Below are 13,334 nucleotides of genomic sequence, written 5' to 3' on the forward strand. Positions count from 1 at the left end.
TCAACGCGCTGACTGGTTAACCGCGGCGGCTCGGGTCCTGTCCGTGGCGTCGGGGGCGGCCTGCGGCCCCGGCCGCCCCGGCAGCAGCAGGCACAGTGGTACGGCGACGGCGGTCACGGCCACCGACCACCAGAAGGCCTCGCCGAAGCCGTCGGCCAGCGCGGTCGGGGTGTGGGCGCCGGCGGCGGTGTGCTGGAGGACGACGGCGAGGACGGCGATGCCCACCGAGCCGCCGACCTGCTGGGCGACGCGGGTGATGATGCTGGCGTCGGGGATCTCGTGGTGCGCCAGGCCCGCGTAGGCGGCTCCGGTGAGCGGGATCGTGGCGGTGCCCATGCCGAAGCCGCGGACGAGCAGTGCGGCCATGAGGAGGTACGGGCTGGTGTCGGCGGTGACCAGGGCGAACGGCACGGTGGCCGCCGCGACGACGGCGAATCCGGCGAGGGCGACCCGGCGGGGGCCGAGGCGGTCGGTGTAGGTGCCCGCCACGGTACGGGCGAGGAGCAGGCCGACGCCCTGTGGGATGAGGAGGAGTCCGGCGCCGAGGGCGTCCTCGCCGCGGACCTGCTGGAAGTAGAGGGGGAGCAGGAACATCGCCCCGTACAGCGTGATGCCCGCCAGGAAGCCGAGGGCGGCGGAGGAGGCCAGCGCGCGGTGGCGGAAGAGGCGAAGGTTGACCAGGGCCCCTCCGGTCTTACTGGCCGTGGTACGGGCCGTGGTACGGGTCAGCGACCGGGCGGTGAAGGCGCCGAGCAGGGCGAGTCCGCCGAGCAGCGGGACGAGGACCTCCACGCCCGCGAAGCCCGTACCGCCTTCGACCCGCGAAAGGCCGTAGATGACGGCGGCGACGCCGGGCGACAGCAGGAGCAGGCCGGTGACGTCCAGTCGGGGACGGGGGCTGTCGGGGGCGGGGCGGTCGTCGGGCAGGTTGCGGTGGGCGAGCCAGATCCCGACGAGGCAGAAGGGGATGTTGACGACGAACAGCCAGCGCCAGTCGGCCAGTTCGAGGATGACACCGCCCAGGACCGGGCCGAGGATCGGGCCGAGCGCGGTGGGCAGGGTGACGGCGGCCATGACCTTGCCGGGGTTGCGGCCCTTGGCGGCCTGCATCACCAGGGTGACGACGAGCGGCATCATGATGCCGCCGCCGACCCCTTGGACGATGCGGAAGGCGATCAGGCTGCCCGCGTTCCACGCGAGCGCGCACAGGACGGAGCCGAGCAGGAACGTACTCAGGGCCGCGATCCACAGACGTTTGCCACCGAGGCGGGACTGGGCCCAGCCGGCGATCGGGATGGTGACGAACAGGGCCAGCAGGTAGGCGGTGCTGACCCACTGGATCGTGGAGAGGGAGGCGTGGAGTTCCCGCGCCAGGTCGTTGAGGGCGACGCTGACGATGGTGGTGTCGAAGACGACGGCGAGGGCGCCGACGATGACGGTGAGGGCGAGGCGGCGGACGGCGGGGTCCATGGGGGTGGGGTCTGCGGGGTCGGAACGCGTGCTCACGAACAGCCACCTAAGATATAGAGTCGTATCTTACGAGGCCCACGGTACGGCGCCGAAATAAGATAGGCAAGTCTTTCTAATCAACCAGGCGGAGGTACGGATGCCCGAGCGGCGGCGCGGAGCGGCACTGGAGAAGGCGCTGCTCGACGCGGCGTGGGAAGAGCTCACGGAGCACGGCTACGCCAGGTTCACCATGGACGCCGTCGTCCAGCGGGCCGGCACCAGCCCGTCCGTGCTCTACCGGCGCTGGTCCGACCGCGACGAACTGGTCCGGGCGACCATCGTCCACACCCTGGCGGAGTCCCGCCTCGGCGTGCCCGACACGGGGAGCCTGCGGGAGGACGTCCTCACCCTCATGCGGGAGATCAACGCGACCCGGGTCCAGCTCATCACCGTCATGAGCGTGCACCTGGCCGGCTACTACCAGGGGACGGGGACCAGCCCCGGCGAACTGCTCGCGGCGGGGGGTGAGAACCCGGTGGGCGTGCTCTTCGAACGGGCGGTGGCCCGGGGCGAGATCACACGGGAGCGCCTCACCCCACGCGTCAAGGCACTCCCCTTCGACCTCCTGCGACATGAGGTCCTGACGACATTCGCGCCGGTGCCGGACGAGGTCCTGGAAGAGATCGTGGATACGGTGTTCCTACCCCTGGTGCGCTGACGATTGGCGCGCCGACGCTGCCTACGCGGGGATACGGGCCCGCACCATGAGGGTGCCCACATTCACCGGGTCCGGCGCGGCGAGCACTTCGGCGTCGATGTCGCGGAAGCCATGGCGTTCGAGGAGATCGACCCACCAGTCAGGGGTATAGGACCACCGCAGGAGGGTGAGCTTGCGCCCGGCGAGGCCATTGCCGTACATGGGCTGCGGGCCGTAGTAGCCCTGGATCGCCTCGGCTTGGGAAAAGGCCATGCACCCGCCAGGAGAGAGGCGCGTGAACGGCTTCCTTCCCCTCGGCGGACCCCAGCTCCAGCACGGTCCGAGGACTCCCCATGAACTCCGGCCCGGGCCCGTGCCCTTCGTACTGGGTCCACTCAAAACAGTCAGCCGCAGGAGCGGCCTGTTCCCTCCCCACGGTGCGGCTTGTAGGAGTCCCAGTACTCAGCCAGGTTGGTTGACGCGCGGGGTATGAATCTCCTCGTGGGTACGGTGACCACCGAGCTGGACACCGTACCTACGGCCTTCCTGCACGCCGGACGGAATCACGCGTGTTCATCCCCACGAGGGACGACGCGTCACGCTTGTACGGAACCGCGCTGACGAGCCGGTCGCCGGTGACTGCTTGGGGTTGGGGTTGGACAGGCGGTGCGGGTTCGGGCCGAGGGGTAGTAGGGGGCGCCCGGCATGAATGAGGCGGGTGGGGCCGCCCCTTGCGGTTGAGTGTCGCGGTTTCGGGGCGGGCGTCAAGGGCGCTCCTGCGTCGCGTCGCTTCGCGATGACCTGCGGTCACCCTTGACCCCAGCCCCGAAACCGCAACGGAAGGCAGAGGGGGGCGGCCCGGGGGAAGGTTCCCCCGGGGGCCAGTCCGTGCTTCCTGTTTCGTCGCGGACCTCGGCTCTCGGCGGGGGTTTCCGCACCACTTGAATGGGGCGGTGGCGGCCGTCTCGGCGGCCAACCACCGTCTGTTGGCAGGCGTGCAAGCACCGTGTCTGAGATTCGTGATCAGCTGCGGGGGGCCGGGCAGGGTTCCCGCCCATCCTGGTGGCCGATATGCCCCATTCGCGCAGACTTTGAGGCCCGTTGGGGGCCTCTTCCGCCTGGTCTTGCGTCCTGTGTTTCGTTTAGGGGCTCTGGCAGCACACACCCCACGGAGGGGGGCTGGATGGCCGTCTCGACACTCACGTCCGCCCCACCGTCCACTCGGCTCCGACTTGACGCCTGCATGAGAGCCGGTGAGCGAGGGTCGGCCGGTGAGGCCGTTCATCACCACACCCCCGGCAGGTCATATGTCCCATTCGACCTAGCTTTGAGGGCTCCTGAGGGCCTCTCCTCACCGGCCTTGTGTCCTGTGTTTCGTTAACGGGCTCTCAGAGCACACCACCCACCGAAACGGGCCGGACAGCCGCCTCAACCCCACCACCTCCGCCCCACCACCCACTCAGTCCAGACACGGTGCTTGTGCGCTGGCCAACAGACGGCCGTCCAGCCGCCGAACCGAGACCGACCGCCCCATTCAAGTGGTGCGCAAATCCCCGCCGAGAGTCGAGGTCCGCGACGAAACAGGAAGCACGGACTGGCCCCCGGGGGAACCTTCCCCCGGGCCGCCCCCCTCTGCCTTCACTTGCGGGTCCGGGCCGGGGGTCAAGGGTGGAGCGAAGCGCAATCGGCGGAGCCGACGCTCCGCAGGAGCGCCCTTGACGCCCGGACCGGACCCGCGACACTCAACCGCAAGGGGCGGCCCCACCCGCCTTGTTGGGTGCTGCCCACCCCCGACTACCCCTCGGTCCGAACCCGCACCCGCCCTCAACGAACGACAAGCAAAACTCGGGCCGAACGGCACCAACCGCAACCGCTCGCCCACGACCAAGGAGGTCTGGTTCACCCTGACAAAATCCGCTTCCGCATGACGGCGTCCGACGGCGGTCCGTGCTGGGACTTCGTCTTCATAGCGGTCACGCTGGGGGTGACAGCAGCGGGCTTGGTCCTCACGCCGAAGCCAGAACGGGAGCAGGCCCCGGCCCCGGCCCCGGCCCCGGCCCCGGTCCCGGTCCCGGACGACCGACCGGATCCCCGTACGTGACCCCTCGTACAACTCGGCCCAGAAAGAACAGAACAGAGAACAGAGAACAGAGAACAGAACACCGCGCCGACCCGGCCCTCGGGGTCGGGCCGGCGCGATGGGGGCAGACGGTTGGTCAGGCCGTCTACCTCCGATCATCGAAAGAAATGTCGAGGCGCGCCAGTACTTGGCGACTAGTCGCCAAGCGAAGGGCTGATCGCCGAAGGCACTGCCGGCGACGCCGGTTCCACCTCCACGCGCTCCTCCACCCCAGCCCCCACAACCACCTCGTCCTCCCCCTTCTCCTCGCCCAACCCCCGCATCAGCAGCCAGTACCCCAACCCGGCCACCGTCCCCAGCACCGCACACGTCCCCCACAACCACACCGCACCGAAGTGGTCGATCACGAAGCCGCCCACCAACGGGGCGACGAGGGCGGACGCGGCCCAGGACAGTGTGTACATGCCCTGGTAGCGGCCTCGGCCGTGTACCGGGGAGAGCCGTACCACCAGGCCGGTCTGGGTGGGCGCGTTGACGATCTCGGCCATGCTCCAGACGCAGACGGTCAGGGCGTAGACGGCGATCGAGTCCGCGAAGGCCGTCAGGCCGAAGCCGTACCCCGCGAGCAGGGAGGACAGGATCAGCAGGCGTCGTGGGTCGCGGTGTTCGATGAAGCGGGTGACCGGGATCTGCATCACGACGATCAGGACGCCGTTGACGGCGATGGCCAGGCCGTAGTCGGCGCTGGTGAACCCGTCCGTTCCCATGGCCACGGGGAGGGCCACGTACCCCTGCATGAAGATGAGCGAGACGAGAAAAGACAGCCCGACGACGCTCATGAACCGCCCGTCGCGCAGCACGGCCCCCATACCGACATCCGGAGCCACGGACGTCTGCGCCGCACTCTTCGCCCGTACCGGCCGGGACTCGGGCAGCTTCAGAAAGACGACCACCGCACACGCGAACGTCAGCAGAGCCTCCCCGAGGAATCCGGCGAGATAGCTGTACTCGGCGACAAAGCCGGCGCCGGCGGAGGAGATGGCGAAGCCGAGGTTGATCGCCCAGTAGTTGAGCGAGAAGGCCCGGACGCGGTCCTCGGGGCGGACGATGTCCGCCATCATCGCCTGGACGGCCGGCCGGGACGCGTTGGACGTCATCCCGACCAGGAACGCGACGCCCGCGATGGCCAGCGGATCGTGCATGAAGCCCAGCAGCGCGACCGACGCCGCTGTCGAGGTCTGCGCGATCAGCATCGTCGGCCGCCGCCCGAGCCGGTCGGTCATCACCCCGGCGACGAGTGAGGAGACCACTCCGCCGAGGCCGTGGAGGGAGACGACGAGGCCGGCGTACGAGGCCGAGTAGCCGCGGTCCATCGTGAGGTAGAGGGCCATGAAGGTGGCGACGAAGGCGCCGAGCCGGTTGACGAGGGTGCTCGTCCACAGCCACCAGAACTCCCGGGGCAGCCCCGAGACGGTCTCCCTGGTGGCACGCCGCAGCCCGGACACGATCGCGGTGGGACCGGTGACTGGCATGGACATCCCCCAGGGGCGGCGAAGAGGCAGGTGGTACGGGAGGTACGAGCGCGACCGGCCCCCAACCGGGTAAGCGTCTCATCACCCCCAGGCAACTTACAGACGCCGGACAGCGAGACGCCACCCAATACCCAGCAGCACCCGAACAAGACGTCTCCGAATGCCCCTCCAGGCGGTCGATCGGACTCTGCCATTAGGCTCTGCCACATGGCCGACGCACCGTACAAACTGATCCTCCTCCGCCACGGCGAGAGCGAATGGAACGCCAAGAACCTGTTCACCGGCTGGGTGGACGTCAACCTCACGGAGAAGGGCGAGGAGGAGGCGGTGCGCGGCGGTGAGCTGCTCAAGGACGCCGGCCTGCTGCCCGACGTACTGCACACCTCCCTCCAGAAGCGCGCCATCCGCACCGCCCAGCTCGCGCTGGAGTCGGCGGACCGCTCCTGGATCCCCGTACAGCGCTCCTGGCGCCTGAACGAGCGCCACTACGGCGCCCTCCAGGGCAAGGACAAGGCGCAGACGCTCGCCGAGTTCGGCGAGGAGCAGTTCATGCTCTGGCGCCGCTCGTACGACACCCCGCCGCCGGCCCTGGAGGACGGCACGGAGTTCTCCCAGAGCGCCGACCCGCGCTACGCGACGATCCCGAGCGAACTGCGCCCGCGTACGGAGTGCCTCAAGGACGTGGTGGAGCGCATGCTCCCGTACTGGTACGACGGCATCGTCCCCGACCTCCTCACCGGCCGCACGGTCCTGGTAGCGGCCCACGGCAACAGCCTCCGCGGCCTGGTCAAGCACCTGGACGGAATCTCAGACGCCGACATCGCGAGCCTGAACATCCCCACAGGCATCCCCCTGGTCTACGACCTGGACGCAGACTTCCACCCGACCAACCCGGGCGGCACGTACCTGGACGCGGACGCGGCAGCGGCAGCGATCGAAGCCGTAAAGAACCAGGGCAAGAAAAAATAAGCCTGATGCATCAGGCCTCCTACCAGGGATTTCTCCGCTGCTAAGAGGCCTGATGCCGTGTCTGGGCCGTGGTGGGGCCGTGACGCTAGATGCTCCGCCTCTTCCAGACGCGGACGCTCACTCGGAATGTGACGAGGAATGCCCCGATGGCGACGGCCCACTCGGGAGCTCCCACCCAGATGCCGAGGGAACTGCCCGCGCCCCCGATCAACGCGAACGAAGGTTCGCGGGGGGTGATGTCGATGGTTACGCCGAAGCGTGGCACCATGGTGTTCTCCATGGGTTCCTCCTAGTTGTCGCAACGAAAAGGCACTAATGGAGATCGAAGGCCACCCATTGCCCTGGGTGGCCTTCTCGCTTCCCCGCCAGCGATCTGGACGATATTGCACCGCTGTCATGTCGTGCAAATCCCTGCACAGTTGCGGAACTGACGCCTCCGTATCGGTGTCTGGTCGGTCGATAAGCTTAAGCCGTCGAGCCTTATGTTGAACCTTGTTTCCCACGTGTCCTGTTTCCTTAATCCGGTCCCCTACGCCGGGCTGTAGAGGTAGCCAGGCACTCGACCAGGCGGGTGGTCGGCCGGGCGGCCGACCGGGCGGGAGGGCAGGTGGGTGGCCACCCACCCGGCCGGGCGGGCGCGGCCGCGAATTGTGTGGCGCAACTTTGCCGAGCCGGACCAATGTTCACGGATGGTGAATCCAAATGCTGTGGTCCGCGAATTGTGTGGCGCAACTTTGCCGAGCCGGACCAATGTTCACGGATGGTGAATCCAAATGCTGTGGTCCGCGAATTGTGTGGCGCAACTTTGCCGAGCCGGACCAAAGTTCACGGACTAGTGTTCACAGATGGAGATTCGAGACGCAGGGGTCTGCAGGTCAAGCGAAGGCGGCCGCAATCGCCTTGCGGGTGCGCTCCTGGCTGGACGGCATGAGGTGCGCGTACACGCCGTCAGGCCCGGGTCCGAGTGGCCGAGGTACTCGGCCAAGGCCTTGATGTTCTCCCCGGCGTCCAAGAGCACCGAGGCGTAGAAGTGGCGGAGGGCGTGCATGCCGTTCTCGCGGGACTCGGCGTAAGACTCGCCCGGGCTTGCGCTCGGGGATCAGCCCGGCCGAGGCGAGTGCCCGCTTCCACACTTCCTCGTTGAGCGACGTCCGCCAGACATGACCGCCACGCGGGCCGGTGAAGATTAGACGCTTGGTCACCGGAGGCCCGTCCGCCACCTTCCACGGCAAGGTGATCCCCACCGGCGGGAACCGCTTCATGTGGTCCCGGAGGGCATCAGCGACCGGACCGGGCAGCGGCACGTCCCGCAGCTTGCCACCCTTGGGCGGGGCGAACACGGGCTTGCTGCGGTCAGCTTGAGCTGCTGGACCACGTGGAGCGTGCCCGCCGCAAAGTCGATTGCGTCGACGGCGATGCCAAGGATCTCCCCTTGGCGGAGACCCCAGCCGCCGCCCAGGTCGACCATGGCTTGATACCGGTCGGGTAGCCGGCCCAGACGGCGAAGACCCGCTCTGGCGCGAACGCGATCCTCCACACGGCGAGCGGTGGGGTAGGCAACTTCCACCTGGCCCTCGCGGTCTCCCCCAAGGTGGTCGCCCTGTCGATCACCGACGAGGGAGGCACGGGCACGGCCCCGAAGGTCGAGCAGCCGAGCATGGACGCGGTACACGGCCGCGGCTTGGGCATGGTCAGCGTTATCGCACACCAGGTCGTCGTCCACGGCAGCCACAGCGGTTGCACCGTCACCGCCGAACTCTTCACGGACACTCAGCCGGGAGGAAACCCGGGCTGATGGACAAGCCCCAGCGGGGCTTTTGGTGCGAGTGCTGGACGCAAGACGTCAACGATGAGACAGGGTCGCGGGCACTCCGGGCATCCTTCGACGCGTACTCGGCACCGCAGGCTGACAGATGGGTGGCGGTCGCCTTGCGCACGATCTCACCGGCACTCGACCCTGACGCCTCCGACGAGGCCTGGGCCTGGCTCTACGACGGCCGCATCGACACGCGACGAGCCCTCTTACGCATGGAGCCCTGAACATCGGGGATCACCCTGGCCTTGAAGAGGGCTCGCTCGTACATCTCCTAGTTGGGACGCCTGCGCCAGACATGTCCGCCACGCGGCCCTGGCGAGTGCTGGACCCAGGACTTCACAGAACAGCAGTGGCTGCCGGCGCTTCAGACGGCCATTGATGTGTACCCGCTTCCCAGGCCTGCAGATGGATTCCCACTGCGGACCAGTATGGAGAGCCCTGCACGGTCGCGGTCACCCACGTCATCACCCTTTCACCTGGTGATCTTTCAGCCGTTCGCACAGCTTCAAGGAACCGAATTCCGAGCTGACGCCAACGACCTCAACCCTCACGCGTCCGACTGGGTTGCAACCGTCCCTACCGGTGCAAGGCACCCGCCGCGCAGGGGCGGCGGGTGCGGCTCGTCGACCAGGGCTGCGCTCCTGTCTGCGCCTCGCTCCAGCTCGGGCGCGCCTGAACCCTCGGGTAGACGGGGGACCTCGGTGGGTCGCGCTGCCGGACGCTCGTGTCCAGACAATGCCTCCGGCAGAGCCGCTCCGACTCTGGGACGTGAAGAGCCGTTGCTTATCGGTGAAGAGTTCACCGTGACGCGGTTGACCCCTCTGCGGAAGGGAACGCTTCCGCGGCCCGCATGACTGCGCAACGCGGCGTGAGTCGGCGTCGTCAATCGTAGTCTCTCGATGATGCCAACTCTGAGCGCATCAGCCACACATGCGCGATGATGGGTCACACGCAAGGTATGTCGAGGTCTTAGGGTGAGGCGGGGCAGATGGGGCGGGAGTCGTATCTCCTGGAAGGCCGCCGGGTAACAGTTGGCGACCTGTTGGAGGCGCATTATCTCGATGTAGGCACCAAGCTGACGTTCCAACGTCCCCGCAGGGGCGAGAAGCACCAGGCAGCGGTGGCGACGGGTGGGAAGTTGCAGCTGTCTGACGGTCAACTTTTTCGGTCTCCATCGCGAGCTGCCGTTGCAGCCGTTGGAGGGGGCTCATTTGACGGCTGGCACGCTTGGGTACTCGATGATGGCAAGACTCTGGACGAACTACGCCAGCAGCTACTTGACGAAGCCGCCGAGGAAGTCTCAGAGACACCGGACGAAGTAGAGACCGGGAATGAGCTGTTTACTCCTGCCAAGCGGCACGAGCAGCTTAAGCGTGCTCGTCAGCTGGCAGATGCAGCGAAGCCACTGTCTCTCACTGTTCGTGAACTCGTCGGATGGTGGGGCGCTATGCGGCGCGGATACTTGATCACCAAGCAGATCGATGCGGAGCTAGCCAACCACAGCCTTACTACCATTCCGGATTTCGAAAAAGTGCACTTCGACTCGACGGTTCAACTGGCCACTACCGCTCAGGAGTCGGGGGGCGACGCAGATGAGGTTGTCCCGACGAGCACCCTGGTTGCTGACGGGCCAACTCTTGATCTTGATGACGAAGACGAGCCGGAGACAGGATTGACGGTTGGCAACCTTCCGTCCGCGCTCTCTGAAGTCACCAGCATCCCGCCCGATGCAACATACGAGCAGGCAATTACGCTCATGGTTATAAACGACTATTCGCAACTGCCTGTTATCAGTGGAAGGAGTGTTCGAGGTGCAGTTACCTGGAAGTCGATCGCCCGAGCCCGTCATGCCAAACCTGACGCGACATTCTCCGATGCGATCATTACCGTCCGCGAAGTCTCTTACGACCATGACCTGATCGACATTCTTCCTGCTCTCGCAGATTCTGAATTCGTTCTTGTTAGGGATCAGACGCAGAGAATCGCCGGTATCGTCACAGCCAGTGACGTGGCAGCCGCTTATGGTTCGCTTGCGAGTCCATTCTTCCTGGTTGGCGAACTCGATCAACGCCTTCGCCGAGTTGTGATGCGAACGTTCGAACTGTCCGATGTTCAGCAAAATTGCGACCCGCAAGGTCAGCGGGGAATTAGTTCATTCGATGATTTGTCGATCGGTGATTACCAGAGAGTTCTGGAAAATCCTGCGTTGTGGAATCTGCTCGGCTGGCCGCTCGATCGGAGGATATTCGGGAAGCGTCTGGGGGAAATTCGAATTATCAGGAACGACCTGATGCATTTCAATCCAGATCCTCTTCCGGACGACGCCATCCAGAAGATTCGCAACATGATCAATCTATTGCGTGAATACGGGTCCTGACTGGAGAAGGCTGCTGACTCAGTAAGGGGCGTAGTGCCTGTCGTGGCACAACCTGGAAGCAAGATCTGTCGTCGCTACATCGTCTGAGGCGTCACGAACAGGGTGCGGTTTGTGTCGACTTAACCGAAACCAGACGAAGTCGACCTCTGACACGGCATCATCCAACCATGACAGTTACTCCTAACCAGCAGACTGACCTGCGTAAGGTGTTTTACCAGTGCCGACTGGGTCGCGACGACCTCGAGCGCATGTTTGTTATGGCATGCGAAGGTATCGAGTCGCCCGACGTAAAGATCTCGACAGTTTCTGGTAGTACGCGCTTCTGGAATTCGACCCTTGCAGATCTGGTCGCGGTAGTTCAGGTGCAAGCAGCAGAACCTGGCGACGAATGGTCGAATCTCAGTCTTGAAGCAAAGACATCGGGAGGAGAGCGGCACGTATCAATAACCATCGACATTGAGAGGACTGAGTTTAACGTTTCAGGATCCGATGCAGTTTGGGCATACGGTCAATCAGCGCGACTTGACAACTTCCTCACAAAGAGAGGGGCTGTAACACAATCCCCGAAGTACGAAGCCAAGGTGTCACTGCTCTTCGTTTCCTTCTTCTTGCTTCTCGGGTACTTTTTCTTCTTTGTCGACTCGGGTGAAGATACGGTTTCTGAGTGCGTCAGGAAGTTCCACGAGGCGCAGGAGAATTCCTGGATAGTTAACTCCCTCATGGGATTCCTGATGACGCTTGGGCTTGCTGGTGCCATTGTTCCAATGTTGAAACGAAGGGCACTCAGGGCGCAGCTTCGGGTCGACTCGGAAATCCCTGGAGGGGGTTGGTGGTTCCGCCTTTCCGTCAGTGAAAGAATTGCAGTAGTTGGGGTACCTGTTGCTATCCTTGCCGCGATCGGTGCCATAATGTCAGGCCTCAGCGACGTTCTCGGAAAATGAAAATGGGGGCCCGATATCGGGCCCCCATCCCTTGGCTGTTCGACTAGCCCCGTGCTCTCGCAATCATCAAAATAATTCCGATAAGCATCAGTGAAATCGGTTCCATTACGGACTCCCTCGAGTCGTGCCCCTGGGGGCGGTGGATGCAGGGAGCCCGGCACTGGTGCCAAGTGTGACGATTATGCATCAACTGGTCTCATCTGTCTTGCACTTGTGGTGATCGGTGGTGCAGTTTCAAGCCAAGCTGAGCGCCAGGCATACCGCTCGCACCTGAGCTTGTGGCTACTCGACTCAGATCCGTTTACGGGGATGGTGGTCCTGTGGCTCATCTGAGGCGGATTGCAGTGTTTTGGGTGATTCGAGGGGGCGTCTAGCGGCGTAGGTCGGGTGGGGATGGTCGTTCCCCGGGTAGTTCCCCGGCCCTCTCGGGTCGCATGTCGATAGCCGCGGACGGCCCGATCGGCCTTATTGAGCGGGCGGGCGCGTGCCGTTACTCGCCTGCCTCCCACAGGGCCCTGAAGCGCCGTACTCGTTTGGCGACTCTGTCTGCTCTCAGGTCCATGATTGTCTTGGTGTTGACGCCTCTTAGGTCGAAGCCGATCTCGTACGACAGGGACTCGTCGAAGACGATGAAGTCGTTCGTCTCGTCCATGCGGGCGATCGGGGAGAGTTCCGACAGGGCCAGGATGCGGACCTCGATGCCCAGGCTTTGTTGGTTGTCGCAGAACTGTTGGAGTTCTGGGGTGTTGTGGTCCGGCGTTTCTACTATGAACAGGCGGCGGATGCGGACCTGGCGTTCCTTGACCGCGTCCCGTTGGGCTCGTAGGTAGCGTTGGCCCAGTTCGCTCGGCCAGAAGTCCCGGTCCACCGACGTGCTCGTCGCGTCGATCGTCTGGGCCGCGCAGTGCGTCAGGCTCACGATCCAGTCGTGGTCCTCGCCCTCGTAGTCCACCAGCTTCTGGTTGAGGTTCTCCATCAGCGTCGTGAGGCGGCTGATCTCCTCCCGCGCGAACGCCTGCATGATCGCGGGGGCGCTCGAACCGACCTGTGTCGCGCTCCGGACCAGGCGCGTGACCCCGTCGGGAGGGAGCGCTGAGCGGTCCACTAGGCCGAAGAGTTCCGTGACTTCGTTTATGCGGGCGAAGCCGCGCGCGACCAGTCGCGTCATCTCCGCGTTGTGCTCGGTGAGCGTGTTCTCCACCCCGCCCAGCCGCCGCTCGAAGTCGATCATGTACTGGATGATCAGCGACGCGCCCCCCAGGAAGATGGAAGCGGTCAGCTTCCACACCTCCGGCTGATCGGTGATGTTCGTGAGTAAGTACGCCGTCCCGCCGATGAACGCCGTGATCAGCGACTTCAGCAGGAACGGCGGGATGCCCAGCGGCCCCGGCGCGGGGGTGCTTCCCGAGCCCTGCCTTCTCGACGATCCGTCCGTCTGTACGACCATGTGTGCGAGTCCCCCCGTGGGATCGT

The 13,334-nt window shown here is 65.2% G+C and carries 9 protein-coding genes and 3 pseudogenes; 6 read left to right on the forward strand and 6 right to left on the reverse strand.

Translation table 11 applies throughout. From position 1 onward, the window contains the following. On the reverse strand, nucleotides 1-1,470 hold the full coding sequence (locus tag OG349_RS20210; protein ID WP_327238638.1) for an MDR family MFS transporter: 1,470 nt from the start codon (nucleotides 1,468-1,470) through the stop codon (nucleotides 1-3). A gap of 136 nt (nucleotides 1,471-1,606) precedes the next feature. Between OG349_RS20210 and OG349_RS20215 the strand changes: the two genes are divergently transcribed. Then, nucleotides 1,607-2,167: a TetR/AcrR family transcriptional regulator gene (locus OG349_RS20215; protein ID WP_327235938.1), complete on the forward strand. Its 561-nt coding sequence runs from the start codon at nucleotides 1,607-1,609 to the stop codon at nucleotides 2,165-2,167. Nucleotides 2,168-2,188: 21 nt separating this feature from the next. Here OG349_RS20215 and OG349_RS20220 read toward each other — a convergent pair whose 3' ends face one another. Together OG349_RS20220 and OG349_RS20225 are read right to left on the reverse strand one after the other, a co-directional pair. After that, entirely contained in the window at nucleotides 2,189-2,419 is a 231-nt protein-coding gene (locus OG349_RS20220; RefSeq protein ID WP_327235939.1) for a hypothetical protein, read from the reverse strand. Between the two features lie 2,001 nt (nucleotides 2,420-4,420). Further along, a complete protein-coding gene (locus OG349_RS20225; protein WP_327235940.1) occupies nucleotides 4,421-5,758 on the reverse strand; it encodes an MDR family MFS transporter in 1,338 nt (445 codons plus the stop codon). Between the two features lie 207 nt (nucleotides 5,759-5,965). On the opposite strand from OG349_RS20225, the gene OG349_RS20230 reads away from it, so the two are divergent. Then, nucleotides 5,966-6,727: a phosphoglyceromutase gene (locus tag OG349_RS20230; RefSeq protein WP_327235941.1), complete on the forward strand. Its 762-nt coding sequence runs from the start codon at nucleotides 5,966-5,968 to the stop codon at nucleotides 6,725-6,727. A gap of 85 nt (nucleotides 6,728-6,812) precedes the next feature. Here OG349_RS20230 and OG349_RS20235 read toward each other — a convergent pair whose 3' ends face one another. Then, nucleotides 6,813-7,007 carry a hypothetical protein gene (locus tag OG349_RS20235; RefSeq protein WP_189702326.1) on the reverse strand — a complete coding sequence of 65 codons (195 nt, stop codon included), beginning with the start codon at nucleotides 7,005-7,007 and terminating at the stop codon, nucleotides 6,813-6,815. 595 nt (nucleotides 7,008-7,602) lie between these two features. Continuing rightward, nucleotides 7,603-8,245 (reverse strand): annotated as a pseudogene (locus OG349_RS20240) (tyrosine-type recombinase/integrase); the annotation flags it as partial. Between OG349_RS20240 and OG349_RS20245 the strand changes: the two are divergent. The 4 genes and pseudogenes from OG349_RS20245 to OG349_RS20260 form a co-directional block, all read left to right on the forward strand. Next, nucleotides 8,244-8,522 (forward strand): annotated as a pseudogene (locus OG349_RS20245) (ATP-binding protein); the annotation flags it as partial. The pseudogenes OG349_RS20240 and OG349_RS20245 overlap by 2 nt on opposite strands. Continuing rightward, nucleotides 8,522-8,764 (forward strand): annotated as a pseudogene (locus tag OG349_RS20250) (hypothetical protein); the annotation flags it as partial. The pseudogenes OG349_RS20245 and OG349_RS20250, both read left to right, overlap by 1 nt. A gap of 767 nt (nucleotides 8,765-9,531) precedes the next feature. Beyond that, entirely contained in the window at nucleotides 9,532-10,920 is a 1,389-nt protein-coding gene (locus tag OG349_RS20255) for a CBS domain-containing protein (RefSeq protein WP_327235942.1), read from the forward strand. 167 nt (nucleotides 10,921-11,087) lie between these two features. Then, nucleotides 11,088-11,861: a hypothetical protein gene (locus OG349_RS20260; protein ID WP_327235943.1), complete on the forward strand. Its 774-nt coding sequence runs from the start codon at nucleotides 11,088-11,090 to the stop codon at nucleotides 11,859-11,861. A gap of 490 nt (nucleotides 11,862-12,351) precedes the next feature. On the opposite strand, the gene OG349_RS20265 is transcribed toward OG349_RS20260, so the two are convergent. Next, entirely contained in the window at nucleotides 12,352-13,308 is a 957-nt protein-coding gene (locus OG349_RS20265; RefSeq protein WP_327235944.1) for a DUF6879 family protein, read from the reverse strand. Between the last annotated feature and the right edge of the window lie 26 nt (nucleotides 13,309-13,334).

It is taken from the genome of Streptomyces sp. NBC_01317 (genome assembly GCF_035961655.1).
Classification (GTDB): domain Bacteria; phylum Actinomycetota; class Actinomycetes; order Streptomycetales; family Streptomycetaceae; genus Streptomyces.

What these genes read in the sequence shown, in the direction of transcription:
- OG349_RS20230 (WP_327235941.1), top strand. Translation starts at nt 5,966, where the DNA reads ATGGCCGACGCACCGTACAAACTGATCCTCCTCCGCCACGGCGAGAGC.
- OG349_RS20235 (WP_189702326.1), bottom strand. Translation starts at nt 7,007, where the DNA reads ATGGAGAACACCATGGTGCCACGCTTCGGCGTAACCATCGACATCACC.
- OG349_RS20260 (WP_327235943.1), top strand. Translation starts at nt 11,088, where the DNA reads ATGACAGTTACTCCTAACCAGCAGACTGACCTGCGTAAGGTGTTTTAC.
- OG349_RS20220 (WP_327235939.1), bottom strand. Translation starts at nt 2,419, where the DNA reads ATGGCCTTTTCCCAAGCCGAGGCGATCCAGGGCTACTACGGCCCGCAG.
- OG349_RS20210 (WP_327238638.1), bottom strand. Translation starts at nt 1,470, where the DNA reads ATGGACCCCGCCGTCCGCCGCCTCGCCCTCACCGTCATCGTCGGCGCC.
- OG349_RS20265 (WP_327235944.1), bottom strand. Translation starts at nt 13,308, where the DNA reads ATGGTCGTACAGACGGACGGATCGTCGAGAAGGCAGGGCTCGGGAAGC.
- OG349_RS20255 (WP_327235942.1), top strand. Translation starts at nt 9,532, where the DNA reads ATGGGGCGGGAGTCGTATCTCCTGGAAGGCCGCCGGGTAACAGTTGGC.
- OG349_RS20215 (WP_327235938.1), top strand. Translation starts at nt 1,607, where the DNA reads ATGCCCGAGCGGCGGCGCGGAGCGGCACTGGAGAAGGCGCTGCTCGAC.
- OG349_RS20225 (WP_327235940.1), bottom strand. Translation starts at nt 5,758, where the DNA reads ATGCCAGTCACCGGTCCCACCGCGATCGTGTCCGGGCTGCGGCGTGCC.